At 71.3% G+C, this 2,939-nt stretch carries 1 protein-coding gene; it reads right to left on the bottom strand.

The genetic code is table 11. The features are described 5' to 3' along the window. The coding region (locus tag EAO76_RS43875) for a type I polyketide synthase (protein WP_399463862.1) at positions 1-2,939 on the bottom strand (2,939 nt) is incomplete at both ends.

The raw sequence follows: 2,939 nt of genomic DNA, 5'->3' as shown, positions 1-2,939 counted from the left end.
GGTGTGGGGGGTGAGGGTGCCGGTGGCGTGGCGGGTCCAGGGGGTGTCGTCGCCGGTGTTGGTGTTGGTGTTGGTGGTGGTGGTTTCGGGGCGGGTTTGGATGGTGAGGGTGCGGGTGCCGTCGGGGTTGGGGGGGCCGGCGACGGTTTGGATGTGGAGGGGTTGGTCGGTGAGGGGGAGGGGTGTTTCGAGGGTGAGTTCTTCGATGGTGGTGCAGCCGGTGCGGTGGGCGGTGTGGAGGGCGAGGTCGACGAAGGCGGTGCCGGGCAGGAGGGTGGTGCCGGCGATGGTGTGGTGGGTGAGCCAGGGGTGGTCGGTGGGGGTGAGGCGTCCGGTGAGGATGAGGTGGCCGGTGTCGGCGAGGTCGATGGCGGCGGTGAGCAGGGGGTGGTCGGTGGTGGTGAGTCCGGCGGTGGTGAGGTCGGTGCGGGGGGTGGGGTGGAGCCAGAACTCCTCGTGCTGGAACGGATAGGTCGGCAGTTCCAGGGGTGTTGAGGTCCTGCCCGTCAGGAGGGGGGAGAGGTCGGCGGTGATGCCGTGGACATGGAGGGTGGCCAGGGACCGCAGCAGGGTGGTGGTCTCGTCGTGATCGGTGCGCAGGGCGGCGATCGCCGTGGGGGCGTCCAGGATGCTCTGGGTGAGCGAGGTCAGGACGGGGTCGGGGCCCAGTTCGAGGTAGGTGGTGGTGCCGCGGGTGTGGAGGGTGGTGATGCCGTCGTGGAAGCGGACGGCTGCCCGGATGTGCCGTGCCCAGTAGGCGGGGGTGGTCAGGGTCTCCGGCTCGGCCACGGCTCCGGTGATGTTGGAGATGACGGTCAGGGACGGTTCGTGGAAGGTGATCCCGGCCAGGGCCTGCTCGAAGGCGTCGGCGGCCGTGTCCATGTGGGGTGAGTGGAAGGCGTGGGAGACGGTCAGGCGCTTGGTGCGGGTGTCCTGTTCGCGGAAGTGGTCGGCGATCTCGGTCACGGCGTCGGTGTCGCCGGAGACCACCACGGCGGCGGGCCCGTTGACCGCCGCCACCGACACCCGCCCCTCATACGCGGCCAGGTGCTCGGTGACCTCGCTCTCGGGGGCGGCGATGGCGACCATCGCACCGCCGGAACGGGCCGCCTGCATCAGCCCACCGCGCGCCGCGACCAGGACACAGGCGTCCTCCAGGGAGAACACCCCGGCCGCCCAGGCGGCCGTGATCTCGCCGACCGAGTGCCCCATCACCGCATCCGGACGCACCCCCAGCCAGGACACCAGGGCGAACAGCGCCGACTCCACCGCGAACAGACCGGCCTGCGTGAACACCGTCTCGTCCAGCAACTTCGCGGCCTCACCGCCCGGCTCCGCGAAGACGACATCCCGCAACGACCGGGCCGGTCCCCGGCCCAGCTCCCGGCCCAGTTCCCGGTCCAGGAAGACACACGCCGCGTCGAACGCCTCCGCGAAGACGGGGAACGTCTCGTAGAGCTCGCGCCCCATCCCGGTGCGCTGGCTGCCCTGGCCGGAGAACAGCAGGGCCAGGCTGTTGTTCTCCACGGCCCGGCCCCGGACCACGTCCGCGGAGGGCCTGTCCTCGGCCAGGGCCCGCAGCCCGGTCAGCAGCTCGTCACGGTCACCGCCCAGGACGACCGCCCGGTGCTCGAAGACCGTGCGCGCCGTGGCCAGGGAGAACCCCACATCCACCGGCTCCGCCTCCGGCCGCCCCTGCACGAATCCGGCGAGGTTTGCCGCCTGTTCCCGCAGGGCCTCCGCCGACCTGGCGGACAGCACCCACGGCACCACCCCCGGGACAGGGGCAGGAACCGTGTCCGTATCCGTGTCGGGGGCAGGCTCGGGGGTGGGGGTTTGTTCGAGGATGACGTGGGCGTTGGTGCCGGAGATGCCGAAGGAGGAGACCGCGGGGTTGTCCTGGTGGTGGGCCCGGCCGTAGGTGGCCAGCAGGGCCTGGGCCTCGATCGGGTCGCCGAGTCTGGTGCCGGTGCCGTGGGCGTCGACCGCGTCGACCTCGGCCGCCGAGACCTGCGCGTTCGCCAGTGCCTGCCGGATCACCCGCTGCTGCGACGGGCCGTTCGGCGCCGTCAGCCCGTTGGACGCACCGTCCTGGTTGACCGCGCTGCCCCGCACCGTCGCCAGGACCTCGTGACCGTTGCGCCGCGCGTCCGACAACCGCTCCAGCACCAACCAACCCACACCCTCGGAGAAACCCGTGCCGTCGGCACCGGCCGCGAACGCCTTGCAGCGTCCGTCCGCCGACAGCCCGCGCTGCCGGCTGAACTCGACGAAGATGCGGGGAGCGGACATCACGGTCACACCGCCCGCCAGCGCGAGCGAGGTCTCGCCCTTGCGCAGGGACTGTGCCGCCATGTGGAGGGCGACCAGCGAGGCGGAGCACGCCGTGTCCACGGAGACCGCGGGTCCCTCCAGCCCCAGGGTGTACGCGATACGGCCCGACGCGACGCTGGTCAGGACGCCGGAGCCGATGTAGCCCTCGACGTCGCCCGGCACATGGCCGACCTCGGGGGCGTAGTCCTGGGGAATGGCCCCGACGAAGACTCCGGTGTCGGTGCCGCGCAGGGTCTCCGGCACGATCCCGGCCCGCTCGAACGCCTCCCACGCCGTCTCCAGCAGCAACCGCTGCTGCGGATCCATCGCGAGGGCCTCACGCGGACTGATCCCGAAGAACTCCGCGTCGAACCCGGCCGCGTCGTACAGGAAACCACCATGACGCGTCGTCGACTTCCCGACCGCCTCGGGATCCGGGTCATACAGACCCGCCACGTCCCAGCCCCGGTCCCCCGGAAACTCCCCGACCGCGTCCACACCCCCCTCGACCAGATCCCACAAACCCTCCGGAGACACCACACCACCCGGAAAACGACATGCCATACCGACAATCGCCAGCGGCTCATGAGCCCTGTCCTCGACATCAGCCAACTGACGACGGGCCT

This window comes from Streptomyces sp. sk2.1 (assembly GCF_008120935.1).
In the GTDB taxonomy this organism is placed as follows: Bacteria; Actinomycetota; Actinomycetes; order Streptomycetales; family Streptomycetaceae; genus Streptomyces.
The sequence above is the reverse complement of the archived record's forward strand: the minus strand, read 5'-3'. Positions and strand labels throughout refer to the sequence as shown.